Origin of the sequence: Caulobacter sp. CCUG 60055 (genome assembly GCF_022750545.1) — a bacterium.
Taxonomy (GTDB): domain Bacteria; phylum Pseudomonadota; class Alphaproteobacteria; order Caulobacterales; family Caulobacteraceae; genus PUIC01.
In genome coordinates this window covers 22,658-35,952 of record NZ_PUIC01000012.1, presented here as the reverse complement: position 1 = coordinate 35,952, position 13,295 = coordinate 22,658, and the positions used below count along the sequence as shown (strand labels likewise).

Annotated in this window: 9 protein-coding genes and 2 riboswitches; of the genes, 5 read left to right on the top strand and 4 right to left on the bottom strand. The window is 72.5% G+C overall.

Annotated elements, in window-relative coordinates; all coding sequences use genetic code 11:
- Positions 1 to 29 precede the first annotated feature (29 nt).
- Positions 30 to 659, top strand: coding sequence for a TetR/AcrR family transcriptional regulator (locus C5708_RS15705; RefSeq protein WP_242922589.1), 630 nt, complete (start codon positions 30 to 32; stop codon positions 657 to 659).
- Here the strand turns inward: C5708_RS15705 and C5708_RS15700 are convergent.
- From C5708_RS15700 to C5708_RS15690, 3 genes are all read right to left on the bottom strand, one after another.
- A complete protein-coding gene (locus C5708_RS15700) occupies positions 656 to 1,435 on the bottom strand; it encodes a TIGR02281 family clan AA aspartic protease (RefSeq protein ID WP_242922587.1) in 780 nt (259 codons plus the stop codon). The genes C5708_RS15705 and C5708_RS15700 overlap by 4 nt on opposite strands.
- A gap of 69 nt (positions 1,436 to 1,504) precedes the next feature.
- Positions 1,505 to 2,998, bottom strand: coding sequence for a PepSY domain-containing protein (locus C5708_RS15695; protein ID WP_242922585.1), 1,494 nt, complete (start codon positions 2,996 to 2,998; stop codon positions 1,505 to 1,507).
- A 9-nt stretch (positions 2,999 to 3,007) separates the two neighbouring features.
- Positions 3,008 to 5,017, bottom strand: coding sequence for a TonB-dependent receptor (locus tag C5708_RS15690; RefSeq protein ID WP_242922583.1), 2,010 nt, complete (start codon positions 5,015 to 5,017; stop codon positions 3,008 to 3,010).
- Between the two features lie 327 nt (positions 5,018 to 5,344).
- Positions 5,345 to 5,566: riboswitch (cobalamin riboswitch) on the bottom strand.
- Positions 5,567 to 5,652: 86 nt separating this feature from the next.
- Positions 5,653 to 5,854, top strand: a riboswitch (cobalamin riboswitch).
- A 113-nt stretch (positions 5,855 to 5,967) separates the two neighbouring features.
- On the opposite strand from C5708_RS15690, the gene C5708_RS15685 reads away from it, so the two are divergent.
- From C5708_RS15685 to cobO, 4 genes are read left to right on the top strand one after another with little or no spacing between them, the layout of a single operon-like run.
- Positions 5,968 to 7,017, top strand: a complete 1,050-nt coding sequence (locus tag C5708_RS15685; RefSeq protein WP_242922582.1) for a HoxN/HupN/NixA family nickel/cobalt transporter — start codon at positions 5,968 to 5,970, stop codon at positions 7,015 to 7,017.
- A 26-nt stretch (positions 7,018 to 7,043) separates the two neighbouring features.
- On the top strand, positions 7,044 to 8,078 hold the full coding sequence (gene cobW, locus C5708_RS15680; RefSeq protein ID WP_242922581.1) for a cobalamin biosynthesis protein CobW: 1,035 nt from the start codon (positions 7,044 to 7,046) through the stop codon (positions 8,076 to 8,078).
- Positions 8,078 to 11,797, top strand: a complete 3,720-nt coding sequence (gene cobN, locus C5708_RS15675) for a cobaltochelatase subunit CobN (RefSeq protein ID WP_242922580.1) — start codon at positions 8,078 to 8,080, stop codon at positions 11,795 to 11,797. Before cobW ends, cobN begins: the two co-directional genes overlap by 1 nt.
- Positions 11,794 to 12,411: a cob(I)yrinic acid a,c-diamide adenosyltransferase gene (gene cobO / locus C5708_RS15670; protein ID WP_242922579.1), complete on the top strand. Its 618-nt coding sequence runs from the start codon at positions 11,794 to 11,796 to the stop codon at positions 12,409 to 12,411. The genes cobN and cobO overlap by 4 nt, the downstream gene beginning before the upstream one ends.
- On the opposite strand, the gene C5708_RS15665 is transcribed toward cobO, so the two are convergent.
- Positions 12,408 to 13,277, bottom strand: a complete 870-nt coding sequence (locus tag C5708_RS15665; protein ID WP_242922578.1) for an ABC transporter substrate-binding protein — start codon at positions 13,275 to 13,277, stop codon at positions 12,408 to 12,410. The two genes, cobO and C5708_RS15665, sit on opposite strands and share 4 nt — an antisense overlap.
- Between the last annotated feature and the right edge of the window lie 18 nt (positions 13,278 to 13,295).

Here is a 13,295-nt window from a genome sequence, read left to right as displayed (position 1 = left end):
GCGGCGCGGCCGTCACGTCAGGGACCGCCATGACCGAAACCTCCAACTCCAGCTCGGAACGCCGCCGCCGCTTCGCCGAGCGCGCCGAGGGCGGCGGTCTCGAACGCGGCGAGTGGGTGGCGGCCGCGCGCCGCCTGCTGGTCGCGGAGGGAATCCAGGCCGTGAAGATCGACCGCCTCGCCAAGGCTTTAGGCGTCACGCGCGGCGGGTTCTACTGGCGGTTCGAGGATCACAAGGCGCTGCTCGACGCCCTGGTCGAGGATTGGCGCGAGCGCAACGGCCTGGCCATGGTCGCGCCCCTGGCCGGCGAAGGCCCGCCGATCGAGCGGTTCCGCGCGTTCATGCGGGTGCTGATCGACGAGGTCGACTTCTCGCCCGCCTACGACATGGCCGTGCGCGCCTGGGCGCGGACCGAGCCCGAGGTCGCGGCGGTGGTCAAGGCGGTCGACGCCGAGCGGCTGGCGGTCCTGGCCGCCCTGTTCCGCGACGCCGGCTGGCGGCCCGAGGAGGCCGACGTCCGGGCCCGCATCACCTACTACCACCAGGTCGGCTACTACGCGCTCGACGAGCAGGTGCCGAGGGCCGAGCGCTACGCCGCCAGCGAGCTCTACATGCAGGCGCTGACCGGTTTCGCGACGGGGAGCGGCGAGGCCTCCTAGCGGCCGGTCCCGTCGGCGCCGTCGCGCCATTTCAGGATCAGCCTGCGCTGGCGGACCTCGAAGGATTCGAGCCGGTTGAGAAAGCTGAGGCCGAGAAGCGAGCCGCTCATCGGCGCCTGGTTCACCACCATGCCGAAATCGGCGAACCGCAGCGGCCCGACCTCCAGGCTGCGGGCGACGTAGGGCGCGCCGTAGCCCTTGCCGTTGGCGGTCTCGGCCTCGTGCACGTAGCGCAGGCTCTCCGGCGCCAGCCCCAGCCGGCGGGCGTCGTCGGGGCTGAGCACGGTGTCGGTGGCGCCGGTGTCGACCAGGAAGCGGACCGGCTGACCGTTCACCCTGGCGGTCAACACGAAGGCTCCGTCGTCGTCCTGCGGGACGACCAGTTCGTGTTCGCCGACGGCCACGGGCTCGCCAGGATTGAAGGCGAACTGCAGGCGGCGGGGCGCCTCGGCCAGCACGTCCCTGTAGGCGTAGCCCAGCGCCAGGACGGCCGCGACGGCGACCCAGACGGCGATGTGGAGCAGGTGTCGCCCCAGCGCGCCGCGGACCCTCAGAAGGCCCGCCGAGACCAGGGCGATGAATCCCAGGCGGTAGACCAGCATCGCCCAGTCGTCCTGGGTGCGCAGGGCCTGCGGAAAGGCGACGATCAGGGCGACGACCAGCCCGGCGAGCGCGGCGAGCAGCAGCAGCCAGAGGCCGACCCGCGGCCGCGCCGCGCGCGGCGCCGGCTTCGGCTCCGAGGGCTCGCGTCCCCACGGCCCGCCTTGGTCAGACATGCGATCCCCCTCGGCGGAGCCCGGACGTCGGGGCTCCGACCGCTGCTGTACAACTTGCGGTTCCCCGTGTCAGCCAGGGCGCCTGCCGCCGCCGGCCCGTGAGCGGATCGACGCCGCGTCGCGGACGATCCGCCGCCAGCCCAGCCACGCCCCCAACGCGCAGACCGCCGTGACCCCAGCCAGCAGGGGCAGGACGACGATGTCCCACAGCACCCCCTTCTTCAACGCCGGGAAGTCCCAGTCGTGTAGCGCCGTGCGGGTCCAGCGCGACAGGCGCTCGGTCCTGTCGACCGCCCGCACCACCGCGCCGGAGGCCGGGTCGAGATAGAGCGTCGTCGCCTGGGGATCGCGCAGCGCGACCCGATAGGCCGGCAGGTCGGCCGGACGGTCGTAGCCGTCATAGTTGTAGTCGTCCGGGGCGGTCATCAGCACGATGGCGCCGGCCTGCGGGTCGATGCGGGCGCGAATGGCCTGGTCCAGCTCGGCGGCGGCGAGGGGCGCGGGGCGGCCGAGGCCGTCCAGTCGGACAGCCGGGCGGCGGCCGTCATGCGCCGTCACGAACAGCCGGCCGTCGAGCGGCGCGGCCTTGAGCGCCACGGCCGGTCCCGCCGGCAGTCCGGGAAGGGCGGCGATCAGGCCGGCCGCCGCCGCCGGATCGATCCGGCCGGCCAGCGCCGCCCGCTCGTTCAGGCCGGCCTCGCTGTCCAGCAGGCCCCAGGGCCCCATGGTCAGCAGGCCGGACGTCACCCAGGCCAGGGTCAGGACGCCGAAGGCCAGCCCGGTCATGTGGTGCCAGAAGAACCAGCCCCGATAGGGCGACCAGCGTCCGCTGCGATAGCGCTTCAGCCTCGCCGCGCCGACATAGAGGCCGGTGGCGGTGAGGAACACCCCGACGGTCGAGGTCCAGATCACCACCTCGCTCCACAGCGCGCCGTCCTGCCTGAGCAGGGTGGGATAGAGCCAGTGCGGCACCGCGCCGAGCCAGCCCCAGAAACGCTTCGACCGCGTCGTCCACTGCACCACCTCGCCGGTGGCGCGGGCCACATAGACCTGTCGCGCCGCCGGATCGTCGAAGGCCACGCGCCACACCGGGCCCCGGCGGGCGGCGCCTTGCACGGTCCACTGATCCTGGTCGATCAGCCGGGGCGGGCCGGCCGCCGCCGCGACCCCCTGGCCCCGCACGAAGGCCTCGGCGACGGCCCGCGCCTCGGGGGCGGAAACGCCCGTGACCGGCGTTCCGGCGCGCAGGTCGACGACGGTGCGGCCGCCGACCCCGTCCTGCCGCAGCACCGGCCGTCCCGCCAGCATCTCGACGCGGAAGTCGCGCGGGGGCGCGGCCAGCGTCGGAACGGCGGCGCAGCAGCCGTCGAACCGCAGGGGCGAAAGGCCGCGCAGGCGCTCGGCCTCGGTCAGGCGCGGATAGCCGCTGTACATCATCACGAAGCCTGACAGGCACCAGACCGTCATGACGAGACCGACCGCGACGCCGAGGTAGCGATGCAGCACGATCAGGCCGCGCCACGCCCCGGCGCGCGCCGAGCTCCAGGAGAAACCGCCCCCCATGCGACGCCCCTAGAAGCGTCGGGTGAAGCTGGCCCGCAGCGTGCGCGGCAGGCCGAGATTGACGTAGATGTAGGGCGAGCTGCAGCTGTACGGCCCGTCGGTCGACACGTCGGCGCAGCCGCGCGCCGGCTTGCCGTACTCGACGTCGAACAGGTTCTGGATGCTCACGCTGATCTCGTTGCGCCGGGCGGCGTCGAGGAAGTAGCGGCCCGACAGGTCGACCAGGGTGTAGTCGCCGTAGGGACGCGGCGCGCCGGCCACCGAGACGAAGGTCTCGCCCGTGTGGGTCAGGCTCAGCGTCGCCCCGAACGGCCGGTCGGCCGGGTGGTAGTCGAGCCCGGCCTTCAGCAGCTGCTTGGGCGTGCGCTGCAGCTGGCCGCCGCCGTCCTGGCGGGCGCGGTTGTAGGTGTAGTTGAAATTGGCCGACAGGGACGGCGTCAGCGCCGCGTCGATCAGGAACTCGCCGCCGCGCGTCTTCACCACGCCCGGCACGTTGCCGAACACGTCCTGCTGGGTCACGGGGTCGTAGGTCTTGAGGTCGATCAGGTCCTCGATGTCGCGCGCGAAGGCGACCAGCTCCCAACGCACCGGGACGGCGGCCAGGGTCAGGCGGCCGCCCAGCGACAGGTTGGCCGAGGTGCTACGCTCGGGCTTGAGGTTGGGGTTGCCGCGCTCGTCGAGCGGGTCGTTGGCGAACAGCTCCTCGGCGGTGGGCAGGCGGAAGTTGGCGCCGACCTCGCCCTTGAGCGTCAGGCTGTCGGTCAGGTCGTAACGGCCGCTGACGTTCCAGACGCCGGCCGACTTGCCGACGCTGGGGCTGTTGTAGCGATAGCCGAAGGCGAGGCGGGTCCGCGGGATCAGGTCCGGCGTGATGCGGACCTGGCCGAACACCGCCTGGGTCTCTTCGTCATGCTGGTCGATGACCAGCACCTCGTCCCGGCCGCCATAGCGTTGGAAGTCGTAGCCGAAATAGGTCTCGACCCCGCGCGCGGTGTCGAACTTGACCAGGGCGTTGACCCCGTCGTCCTTGTAGCCCCAGAAGGCGTTGCGGTGCAGGACGTTGATGACCCCGGGGCGGCCGAGGTCGTTGTAGTCGGTGTCGTAGCGGGTCCGCCATTCGTGGTGGTAGCCCTTGACGTAGAACGCCAGGCGCTCGGTCGGCTGGTAGTCGACCTTGACGACGGCGAGGTCTTCCTTGCGGGCGTTGACGTTGCGGGCCACGCGATAGGGCTGGGCGTAGTCGAGGTCGGCGTCGGTGTGCTGGTAGGAGGCGGTCAGGCTCAGCTGGTCGCTGACGTCGAACCGGTACTTGCCGCCGAGCGTATAGACCGCATAGCCGCGCTTACGGTCGGTGGCGCTGGGCTGGTAGTCCTGGTCGCGGAAGGCCTTGAAGCCGTCGGACTTGTCGGCCGAGCCGTAGGCGACGAAATGGTGCCGGCCGACGCCGTCGCGGAAATAGGCGTCGATGTGTCGCCCGCCGTTGGTGTCCGCCGCCAGGCTGACCGCGCCGTCGGGAGAGTCCGAGAAGGGCCGGGTGACGATGTTGACGGCCCCGGCCACCGCCGAGGTGCCGTAGAATAGCGCCTGGCCGCCCTCCAGCACCTCGATGCGGTCGACCATGGCCGAGGGCAGGGTGTCGAGCGGCGGGGTGCCGGCGTAGAGCCGGTTGTTGATGCGCACGCCGTCGACCAGCCACAACACGTCGCCGGTGCGCGAACCCTGCAGCGAGATGTCGACATAGTCGAACGGGCCGTTCTTGGGCGTGATCGACAGGCCCGGCGCCAGTTGCTGCAGGGCCTGGGCGACGTCGATATAGCCGCCGTTGCGGATGGCGGCGTCGGTGATGATCTCCACCCGCACGCCCGACCGGGCCAGCGCTTCGGGCAGGGAGTCCTCCAGCTTGGGCGCGGTGACCTTGAGCTCGTCGACGGCGTCGGCGGCCAGGGCCGGCCCGGCGAGGCCGAGCGACGCGGCCGCCAGGCCCGCGGCGAGCGCATGGGCGTGAAGTCTGCGGTTCATGGAAGCGCCCCCCGTTTGTACAGGGTCGGCTTCTTGACCGGGCGCGGCCGCGAAGGCGTATGATTTGATCGCATATGCATATGCGCCGGCGTCCCCCTGGCGGCTGGAGGACGAGGTCCGCGCCGACTGGGCGCGCGTGAGGATCGGGGGCATGCAGCCCTCCCGCATGGCGTCGCTGAAACCAGCGAAAGCTTCCGCCCGCGCAAGCGCGGTCGGCGGCCGTCGGGCGTGCGGACGCCGTCGCGCCAGCCCGGTCGGCTCGTTCGGCTCTCGCCGCTCGTCGTCGCTCAGACGGGTTTCCGCGCCTCGACCATCCCCTGGGCCAGGGCAAGAGCGACCCGCGCCGGCCGGTCTCCTGGCTTGCGGGTCATCGCGCGGCCGTCGCCTTCCCAGAGCCGGGGCTCCAGTGGCTGCGACCCGGAAACCGGGCCACGGTGTCGGCCGCGCTCGCCGCTCACAGTTGCAGGGACAGCCTCGGATTCGACGCCTGTCGGCGTCTCACCGTGTTCCCGTTCAGCCCTCTCGGGCGCCAGCGCGAAATCGTCGCTTCGGGAGCGCAGGGCTCCTCGGCGATGTGCTCGCCCTACGCGAACCCGCCCCGGCGTGCAACGCATTTGACAGCCGTCCGGCCCTGCACTACCCCAGGCCGCGATGGTCCTTCCGAGAGGAAGGTGAATAGGGAATGCGGTGCGGGCGGCGACGCCCAAGGCCGCGGCTGCCCCCGCAACTGTAAGCGGAGAGCGCCCTTCGAACGCCACTGGGACGCCATGTCCTGGGAAGGCGAGGGGCGCGTTCGATCCGTGAGCCAGGAGACCTGCCATCCCCATAGATCGCGCGATCGGGCGGGGCGCTCCGATGGCGGCGGCGCCCGCGGGCGTCCGGCGTCGGGCGCCAGCCTGATGCGATCCTCATGCGCCCCGTCCGCCGTCGTGCGGCGAGGGAGCGACGCGATGGCCGGCCTTGCGAAACCGGGCGAACCCGGCGGCCTGAAGCGCCGCATCCTCGGCCTCTACGCCATCCTCATCCCCGCCAACGTCGCCGTATGGATCTGGGCCTTCGTCGCCCTTCAGGGAAAGCCCGTCCTGCTGGGCACGGCCTTCCTAGCCTACAGTTTCGGCCTGAGGCACGCCGTCGACGCCGACCACATCGCCGCCATCGACAACGTCACCCGCAAGCTGATGCAGGACGGCCGCCGGCCGACGACCGTCGGCTTCTATTTCGCGCTCGGCCATTCGGCGGTGGTGCTGATCGCCGCGATCCTGATCGCCTGGACAGCCAGCGCCCTGTCGAGCTTCGAGGCGTTCAAGGCGGTGGGCGGGGTGGTGTCGACGGCGGTGTCGGCCGCGTTCCTGTTCGTCATCGCGGCGATGAACCTGATGATCCTGCATTCGGTCCACCGGACCTACCGCCGCGTGCGTGCGGGCGGGGTCTATGTCGAGGAGGACCTGGACATGCTGCTCAACGGGCGGGGCCTGTTCGCCCGCCTGCTACGGCCGCTGTTCGGGCTGGTCAGCCGCAGCTGGCACATGGCCCCGCTCGGCTTCCTGTTCGGCCTCGGCTTCGACACCGCCACCGAGGTCAGCCTCCTGGGCCTGTCGGCGGCGCAGGCCGCTGACGGGGTGTCGATCGGCGTGGTGCTGGTGTTCCCGGCGCTGTTCGCGGCGGGGATGTCCCTGGTCGACACCACCGACGGGGTGCTGATGCTGGGGGCCTACGAGTGGGCCTTCGTCAAGCCGATCCGCAAGCTTTACTACAACATGACCATCACCCTGGTCTCGGCCCTGACCGCCATCGTCATCGGCGGCATCGAGACCCTGGCGCTGCTGGCCGACAAGCTGTCCCTGCCGGGGCCGTTCTGGGACATGTTCCGCAGGCTCGGCCAGCATTTCAACCTGCTCGGCTTCCTGATCATCGGCGTGTTCGCGGCCGCCTGGCTGGGCTCGTGGCTGATCTACCGCGCCCGCGGCCTCGACGAGGTCGAGGTCGTCCGTCCTTCCTGATCCTCCGCCGCACGGAAAGTCCCCTCATGGCCAAGATACCCACCACCGTCGTCACTGGCTTCCTGGGCTCGGGCAAGACCACCTTGATCCGCAGCCTGCTCGAGAACGCCGCCGGCCGCCGGCTGGCGGTGATCGTCAACGAGTTCGGCGACGTCGGCGTCGACGGCGAGATACTGCGCGGCTGCGGCGTCGAAGGCTGCTCGGACGACGACATCATCGAACTGGCCAACGGCTGCATCTGCTGCACCGTCGCCGACGACTTCCTGCCGACCATGAAGAAGCTGCTCGACCGGCCGCTGCCGCCCGAGCACATCCTGGTCGAGACCAGCGGTCTGGCCCTGCCCAAGCCGCTGCTTAAGGCCTTTGCCTGGCCCGAGGTCCGCACGCGGGCGACGGTGGACGGCGTGGTGGCCGTGGTCGACGCCCACGCCGTGGCCCAGGGGCGGTTCGCGCCCGACGAGGCGGCGGTGGCGGCGGCGCGCGCCGAGGACCCCAACCTCGACCACGAGACGCCGCTGGAGGAGCTGTTCGAGGAGCAGCTCGGCTGCGCCGACCTGGTGGTGCTCGGCAAGGTCGACCTGCTCGACGCCGAGACCCTGGCTGCGGTCGAGCAGGAGGTGCGCCGCCAGATGCGGCCGGCGGCCGGCGCGGTGCGCGCCGCGCACGGGCGGCTGGACCCCGCCGTGCTCCTGGGCCTCGGGCTGGCCGCCGAGGACGATCTCGACAGCCGGCCCTCGCACCACGAGACCGAGGGCGACCACGACCACGACGATTTCGAGAGCTTCGTGATGTCGGCCGGCGAGGTCGCCGCCGCCGACCGCCTGGCCGATCGCCTGGCCGAGGGGCTCGGCCGCCACGAGGTGCTGCGCCTCAAGGGCGTGGTGGCCGTCGCCGGACGCCCCGCGCGCCTGATCGTCCAGGCGGTCGGTCCGCGCATCGACGCCTATTTCGACCGGCCGTGGGCGGCGGGCGAGGCGCGCCTCACCCGGCTGGTGGTCATCGGCGAGAAGGGACTGGATCGGGCCGCCATCGAGCGGGACCTGCAGGCGGCCCTGGCCTGATGCACCTGCTCGCCGTCCAGCCGGGGCAGATGGTCGAAGGCGACGAGGCCGTCGATCTCGGCCAGAGCCCTGGCGACGTCGTGATCCTGTCGGCGGCCGACAGCGACCTGTCCTGCCTGTCGCGGGCCCTGGAGGAATTGGACGAGGCCGGGCCGTCCGTGCGCCTGGCCAACCTGCTGCGCCTTGGGCATCCGTTGTCGGTCGACATCTATGTCGAGCGGGTGGTCGCCGGGGCGCGGTTCGTGTGCGTGCGGCTGCTCGGCGGGCGCAGCTACTGGGCCTACGGGCTCGAGCAGATCGCCGAGACCTGTCGGGCGAAAGGGATCGCGTTCGCCGCCCTGCTGTCCGACGACCCCCTCGACCCGGACGCCGAGGCGCTGTCGACCCTGGACGCCGCCGCCCGCCGCCGCCTGCTCGGCTATCTGCTGGCGGGCGGCGTCGACAACGCTCGCAACCTGCTGCGCTTCGCCGCCGGCCTGACGGGCCGCGACGGCTGGGGCGCGGCCGAGGCGGCCAGGCCGGTGACCGAGGCCGGGTTCTACCGCGCCGGCGGCCCCGCCGACTGGGCGGGCGCGACCGCGGCCTGGCGGCCGGGCGCGCCGGTGGTCGCGCTGGTCTTCTATCGCCATCTGGTCGCGGCGGCGACGACGCGGGCGGTGGACGCCCTGATCGCCGGCCTGGAGGCGGCGGGGCTCAATCCGCTGCCGATCTTCGCGCCCAGCCTCAAGAACCCCGAGGCCCAGGCCTTCATCGCCGAGGCTTTCGACCGGGCCCGCCCGGACGTCGTCGTCAACGCCACCGCCTTCGCGGCCTCGACGCCGGGGGACGACCGCACGCCCAGCGTGCTGGAGCGCGCCGACGCGCCGGTGCTGCAGGCGGTGATGGCCGGCCTGGGCGAGGCGGCCTGGCGGGAGGACCCCCGGGGGCTGGGGGCGCGCGACCTGGCCATGAACGTCGCCCTGCCGGAGGTCGACGGCCGGCTGACCGCCGGGATCGCCGGCTTCAAGGCCGAGGCGCGGTTCGACCCGCGCACCGAATGCGGCCTGGTCGAGCACGCGCCGCTGGACGAGCAGACCCGACGCATCGTCGCGATGGCGGCGGGCTGGGCGCGGCTGCGGCGCACGCCGGCCTCGCGGCGGCGGATCGGCCTGATCCTGGCCAACTATCCCAACCGCGACGGGCGGCTGGGCAACGGCGTCGGCCTGGACACGCCGGAGAGCGCCGTCGCCGTGCTTCAGGCCCTGGAGGACGAAGGCTACGACGCGTCCGGCCGGCCGCGGGCGGCGGCCGAGCTGATGCGCGATCTCCAGCGCGGCCCGACCAACGCCGGCTGGGCCGGGCGCGAACGCGGCGACGCGACCTTGTCCCTGGCGGCCTACGCCGAGGCCTTCGCCGCCCTGGCCGAGCCGGTCCGCGCGGCGGTGACGGCGCGATGGGGCGCTCCCGAGCAGGACCCGCTCTTCGACGCCGAAAGCGGCGGCTTCCGCCTGGCGGTCCGGATGTTCGGAAACCTCGCCGTCGGGGTGCAGCCGGCGCGCGGCTACAACATCGATCCCAAGGCCAGCTATCACGACCCGGCCCTGCCGCCGCCGCACGGCTATGTCGCCTTCTATGCGTGGCTGCGCGGCGCCTTCGACGCCCACGCTCTCGTGCACCTCGGCAAGCACGGGAACCTGGAGTGGTTGCCCGGCAAGGCGCTGGCGCTCTCCGAAGCCTGTTTCCCAGCCGCGATCGCCGGCACGACGCCCCAACTCTATCCGTTCATCGTCAACGATCCCGGCGAGGGCTCCCAGGCCAAGCGCAGGATCGGCGCGGTCATCGTCGACCACCTGACCCCGCCGTTGACCCGCGCCGAGAGCTACGGGCCGCTCAAGGCGCTGGAGGCCCTGGTCGACGAGTACTACGCCGCCGCCGGCATGGACCCGCGCCGCCTGCCGCCGCTGAAGGCCGAGATCCTCGACCTCGCCCGCGCCCAGGGCCTGGACAAGGACGCCGGGCTGGGCGGGCGCGACGACGAGGGCGATCTCGCCGCCCTCGACAACTATCTGTGCGAGCTCAAGGAGATGCAGATCCGCGACGGGCTGCATGTCTTCACGCGCGCCCCGCAGGGGCGGTTGGAGACCGACCTGCTGGCGGCCCTGGTCCGCACGCCCCGGCGAGGCGGCCAGGGCGCGGACGCCTCGCTGATCCGCTGCCTGGCCGACGATCTCGGACTCGGCTTCGATCCCCTGGTCGAGGGCCTGGGCCAGCCTTGGCCGGGGCCGCGGCCGGCGGTGCTGGCGTCGTTGGGCGACGACGCCTGGCGGACGCGCGGCGACACGGTCGAGCGGCTGGAGCGTCTGGCGGCCGACCTGATTTCCGGGGATCGGCCGCCCGAGGATGACTGGGCCGCGACCCGGGCGGTGCTGGACGGCGTCCGCGCCGACCTCGCCCTCCGCGTGCGGGCCTGCGGCGAGGCCGAACGCCAGGGCCTGCTGCGCGGGCTGGCTGGGCGCTTCGTGGCGCCGGGGCCGTCGGGCGCGCCGACACGGGGGCGGCCGGACGTGCTGCCCACCGGCCGCAACTTCTATTCCGTCGACACCCGGACGGCGCCGACGCCGACGGCCTGGAGCCTGGGGTTCGCGTCGGCCCAGCGGCTGGTCGAGGAGCACTGGCAGAGGACGGGCGACCACCTGCGGGCGGTGGTCCTGTCGGCCTGGGGCACGGCCAACATGCGCACGGGCGGCGACGACGTCGCCCAGGCCCTGGCCCTGATGGGCGCACGGCCGTGCTGGGACCACGGCACGGGCCGGGTGACGGGCTTCGAGGTCCTGCCGCTGGCCATGCTCGGGCGACCGCGCGTCGATGTCAGCCTGCGCATATCCGGCTTCTTCCGCGACGCCTTCATCGAGCAGGTCGAGCTTCTCGACGCCGCCGGCCGGGCGGTGATGGCGCTGGACGAACCCGAGGAGGACAATCCCGCCGCCGCCCGCTTCCGCCGCGAGGTCGCCGCCGGCGTCGCCGCGCGCGAGGCCGGGACCCGCATCTTCGGATCGCGGCCCGGAGCCTACGGCGCCGGCCTGCAGGCGTTGATCGACGAGCGCCTCTGGCGCACCCGCGCCGACCTCGCCGAGTCGTTCCTGACCTGGGGGGCCTACGCCTATGGCGGCGGGCGGGAGGGGGCGCCGGCGAGGGCCGCGTTCGAGGCACGGCTGGGCCAGGTCGACGCCGTCGTGCACAACCAGGACAACCGCGAGCACGACCTGCTGGATTCCGACGACTATTATCAGTTCGAGGGCGGGCTCGCGGCGGCGGTCGAGACCATCCGCGGCGCGGCTCCGGCGATCTATCACAACGATCATTCGCGGCCGGAGCGGCCGGTGATCCGCACGCTGGAGGAGGAGATCGGCCGGGTGGTGCGGGCGCGGCTGGTCAATCCGAAATGGATCGCCGGCGTCATGCGCCACGGCTACAAGGGGGCGTTCGAGATCGCCGCCTCGGTCGACTATCTGTTCGCGTTCGCGGCGACCACCGACGCCGTGAAGGACCATCATTTCGAACTGGCGCACCGCGCGTTCATCGAGGACGAGGCCGTGCGCGCCTTCATGGCCGAGGCCAATCCGGCCGCCCTGCGCGAGACCGCCTCTCGTCTGCTCGAGGCGATCGAACGCGGGCTCTGGCGGCCCAGATCAAACAGCGCCGGCGACCTGCTGGCCCGACTGGCGGGAGAAGCCTCATGACCGACGCGACGGACCAGGAACGCGACGCCTACCACAACGACAAGATGCGCAAGAAGCAGCAGGCCCGCGAAAAGATCATGGCCGGCAAGACGGTCGAGCGCGGGCTGGTCATCGTCCACACCGGCAAGGGCAAGGGCAAGACCACGGCGGCCCTGGGCATGGTCTGCCGCATGATCGGCCATGGCAAGCGCGTCGCCGTCGTCCAGTTCATCAAGGGGGCCATGCATTCGGGCGAGAAGGCGGTGTTCGACGCCTTTCCCGACCAGGTCGAGTTCCGCGCCATGGGCGAGGGTTTCACCTGGGACACCCAGGACCGCGCCCGCGACGTCGCCAAGGCGCGCGAGGCGTGGGAAGTGGCGCGGGCGCGCATCGCCGACCCCTCGGTGGACATGGTGGTCTGCGACGAACTGAACGTCGTGCTGCGCTACGACTACCTGCCCCTGGAGGAGGTGCTGGAGGTCCTGCGCGGCAAGCCCGAGGGCAAGCACGTGGTGGTGACGGGCCGCAACGCCCCGGACGGCCTGATCGAGCTCGCCGACCTGGCCACCGAGATGGAGCTGCTCAAGCACCCGTTCCGCAGCGGGGTGAAGGCCCAGGCGGGCATCGAGTTCTAGCGTCGCGGCGGCGCCGCCGCGCGGGCGCGGTCGGCCTCGGCCTGCAGCCGCTCCAGGGCGGCGGGATAGGACGGGCCGCCGCAGACGGTCAGGGCCTTGGGCACCAGCAGCCTACGGGCGGGCGGCACGGCGCGGGCCAGGGCCGGATGGTCGAGGCTGAGGCCGGCTTCGTCCTGGCCGGCGTGGGTCTCGGCGTCCAGCACCAGGAAGTCCGGGCGCGCGTAGACGATCTCCTCCAGCGAGACCCGGCCGATCGCGCCCCGGTTCATGCGCCGGGCCAGGTTCTCCAGGCCGGCGCGCTGCATCAGGTCGTCCATCAGCGAGCCTGGACCGGTGACGAAGCCGGCGCGTTCGTAGTGGGCCGCCACGCCGCTGGCCGGCCGGCGGCCGGCGGCGTCGACGCGGGCCTGCATCTCGCGCACCAGGGCCTCGCCCCGCGCCGGGCGGCCGACGGCGGCGGCGATCTGCCGGGTCTGCCGCACGACGTCCTTGAACGAGCGCGCCGGCTTCACCTCCAGGATGCGGACCCGGCCCTTGAGCAGCGCCAGCGATTCGGCGCGGCGATAGGGACTGGCGATCACCAGGTCGGGTTTCAGCGCCAGCACGGCCTCGGCCTGGCCCTGGGTGAAGGGGTAGGCGCGCGCCTCGCGGGCGTAGAACGACAGGTCCGGATCGCGGGCGAACTGGGTCAGGGCGGCGACCTGGGCGCGGTCGGCGAGGGCGATCAGGTACTGGTCGGCGCAGGCGTTCAGCGAGACGATGCGGCGGGGGGCGGGAGCGTCGTCCGGCGTCGCCGCCAGGGCCGTCGCGCCGCACAGGACGGCCAGGACGAACCCCGCGGCCGCGCGTCCGAAAACTCTTTGCACGCAACGCCTTTCCAAACC